The organism is Mesorhizobium sp. M4B.F.Ca.ET.017.02.2.1 (genome assembly GCF_003998955.1).
GTDB lineage: Bacteria > Pseudomonadota > Alphaproteobacteria > Rhizobiales > Rhizobiaceae > Mesorhizobium > Mesorhizobium abyssinicae.
Genome location: NZ_RZOF01000514.1, coordinates 1 through 2,907 on the forward strand (window position 1 = coordinate 1; position 2,907 = coordinate 2,907).

The window sequence follows — 2,907 nt, forward strand, 5'->3', positions numbered from 1 at the left end:
GTGCGGCACCGAGTAAAAGGTCTTGTCGACCTCGACATGGTAGTCAGGATGGACCTTCGCCGACTTCCACTCGGCGTATTCGAACGGTGCCGCCGGCAGCGGCTTCAAGGCAGCCGCTCGATCTCCCCGAACAGTTCGCGGCGGCTTTGGCCGACATGGCGCATCGGCCGGTTGTTCAGCTCCTCGAGCAGTTCGGCGATCGCCGCGTTGAGCTCGGCGATCGAGAAGAAGGATCGGTTCCTCAGCCGCGCCAGAATCCAGCGCTCGACAATCAGCACCGCGCCTTCGACCTTGCCCTTGTCGCGCGGCTTGCGGCTGCGGGTCGGCAGGATGGTGGTGTCGTAATGCTCGGCCATCGCGGCAAAGGTCGCGTTCAGCGTCGGCTCGAACCACAGCGTCTTGACGACACCGGCCTTCAGGTTGTCGCACACGATCGCTCTGGTGACGCCGCCGAAGAAGGCGAGCGCTCGCACCTGGCCCTCGATCCAGTCCGGCAGCTTCTGGCTGGAGCTGGCAAAGGCGAAGGTCAGATTGGAGGCGCCCAGCACCGCGACAAAAATGTGCGCCGGGTAAATGATGCCGGTCGCCGGATCGATCACCGGCACCGTCTGCCCGGCATAGTCCGTCTGCATCACCGCGCCCGCCGCATGCCGGTTGCGGAATGTCGCGCTCGTCCGGCGCTCGAAAGCGGCGAAGTGCTCGCAGAACCAGGTGTAGCCGTAGCCGTCGGGGTTGGCGGCGCGATACTCCTGCCACAACAGCGTCAGCGTCACCCCCTTGCGCTTCAACTCCCTGGCGATCAGCGCAAAGTTCGGTTCGCTTAGGTCTTGCGGCGGACGACCGGCACGGCCAAACAGCAGCCGCTCAAGTGTCGCGTCGTCGTGCGATATCGCTGGCTCGCCTCGTGACCGATCGGGATAGGAGCGATGCAGTCTTTCTGGGGCGGATGAAGGAACCTTTGACACGGTTCGGAATACACCGCGTCGTGACGCAATATGCCGCCATGGCGAGAAAAACCGTGCCGACCGTGGCCACGAAGCGCGTCAGGCCGTGGCCACGAAGCGCGTCAGCCCCATACGATTCGTCACACGACAGCCGTCCACCTCCTGCGTGCCGGCGTCGATATCGACACGATCCGCGCCTGGCTCGGCCATGTGTCGTTGGACACCACGCACATCTACGCCGAGGTTGATCTGGAAATGAAGGCAAAGGCGTTGGCCAAGGTTGAAGTCAGCGGCTTGAAAGAGCCCCCACGGCAGCGATCTCTGCCGTCATTAATGGCATTCCTGAAAGCCCTGTAGCGAACTACCATCGCCGTTCTTCTTATGTGGCGGCTTGGGCCAAGGAAATCACTGACATCCTTGGCTCATCCCCCGGAGACGCAACATAAATTTGGCCGCAACATAACAGGTGAAGTGTTATGCCGAACATATTAGCCGCTTCTGCGAACTCTTTCGCAGTTTCGAGCAGCGGCTTTCGCCGATGATGCGCCAGGAGCATGCGGCCGGCGACAAGGTCTTCGTCGACTATTCCGGCAAGAAGATCCCGATTGTTGATCGCAAGACCGGTGAGATCCGCGAGGCAGAGATCTTCGTGGCAGTGCTCGGCGCATCCAGCTTCACCTTTGCGGAGGCAACTTGGACGCAAACGCTCCCGGACTGGATCGGCTCGCATGTCCGGATGTTTCGTTTCTTCGGAGGCGTTCCCCGGCTGATCGTTCCCGACAATCTGAAGTCGGGCGTCAGCAGCGCCAGCTTCTACGACCCCGAGATCAACCGCAGCTAGGGGAGGGGATTTCGTTGACCATCGGCCGGCAGAGGAGCGGGCCGAGCGTTTCGTGACATGACCGAACGGAATTTCGTCCGGCTGCGCAAAAAGGTGCCCTGTCGAGACTTACTTGTTAGCAGGGACGAACTCGTGAAGAGTTAAACGACTGATAAGGCAACATTATCATTCGTTTTATGATGCCGACAAGCACAGCGCTTTCTGCGCAAATAGATTGCTAAAAGCGCCGTCATGACTCATCGTGCTTGCGATGATTCTGCGACCCAACCCCTCTCTGTCTCGCCGTGGCGTGCTTGGCGGCGCCTCTTCGATCGCACCGATGGCAACGGTGCCGACCTGGGTTGCGCGGGGCCGCCCTCGACACCCAAACGGTTGCGGGACAAGGCATCGAGGACATTGCAGTCACGGCCGGCGCCGCCATCGGCGCGCTCGATGCGGTGGTCCGCCGGCAGGAGCGGTGGGCCGGCGCCTGGCGGCAGCGCCTGGCGCTTTCGGCGGCTGCGGTCACGGCACGGCAGGCAGGGCGCGTCGAGGACGAAGCGGCCTTGCGCGATGCCGTATTGCTCACAAGACCGGGCGGCAATGTCGGTCCCGCCGGCCTTTTCTTTCTTGCTTGGCGGCGGCTGGCATCTCGGCCAGCGGACGATCTGCTAACGGAGAAAAATGTCGCGGCGGTGCTGGAAGATCTAGGTCTCACGCTCAACGATGAGGCGGTCAGCGATCTGACGGACGATCTGCGACAGCTTGCCGCCAACACCGGCACGGTCGAAACGCTGGTCGGGGCCTTCGCGGCCGCGGAGCGTTACGGCCTCCGGCGCGTTCTCGGAGCCTGGCTTGCCGATGTCTTGCTCGCGCAGCGGCTAGGCTGGACACATGCAATCCCTTTGTTGGGCGCCAAAGCGACCTTAGTTGTGGGTACGTGCCGGGCGCGTCGACCAGTGACTGCCGCTCTGGCTGCCGGCGCCGAAACGGAAGCCGATTGGGCCAAAAGCCTGCTGGCCGCGCAGGCGCGCGCTGCGCTGCGCGCCATTGATCTTTTCGCCGAACTTGAGCGCCGGGCGGACCGGCTGCTTGCGGTTGCGCCGAAACTCAGGGCCAAGGCGGCGGACGTCGTCGTGGAAA

General features: G+C 62.8%; 2 protein-coding genes and 3 pseudogenes. 4 read left to right on the forward strand and 1 reads right to left on the reverse strand.

Going from position 1 to position 2,907, the window contains the following annotated elements; genetic code table 11:
• Positions 1-932 (reverse strand): annotated as a pseudogene (gene istA, locus EN738_RS32995) (IS21 family transposase); the annotation flags it as partial.
• A gap of 63 nt (positions 933-995) precedes the next feature.
• Here istA and EN738_RS36640 point away from each other — a divergent pair.
• From EN738_RS36640 to EN738_RS33010, 4 genes and pseudogenes are all read left to right on the forward strand, one after another.
• A pseudogene (locus EN738_RS36640) lies at positions 996-1,133 on the forward strand (hypothetical protein); the annotation flags it as partial.
• A gap of 27 nt (positions 1,134-1,160) precedes the next feature.
• Positions 1,161-1,301, forward strand: coding sequence for a hypothetical protein (locus EN738_RS36645; protein WP_236473399.1), 141 nt, complete (start codon positions 1,161-1,163; stop codon positions 1,299-1,301).
• A gap of 133 nt (positions 1,302-1,434) precedes the next feature.
• Positions 1,435-1,782 (forward strand): annotated as a pseudogene (locus EN738_RS33005) (IS21 family transposase); the annotation flags it as partial.
• 296 nt (positions 1,783-2,078) lie between these two features.
• Positions 2,079-2,907 (forward strand): DUF1403 family protein (locus EN738_RS33010; protein ID WP_245494843.1); only part of this gene is annotated, 829 nt, incomplete at its 3' end.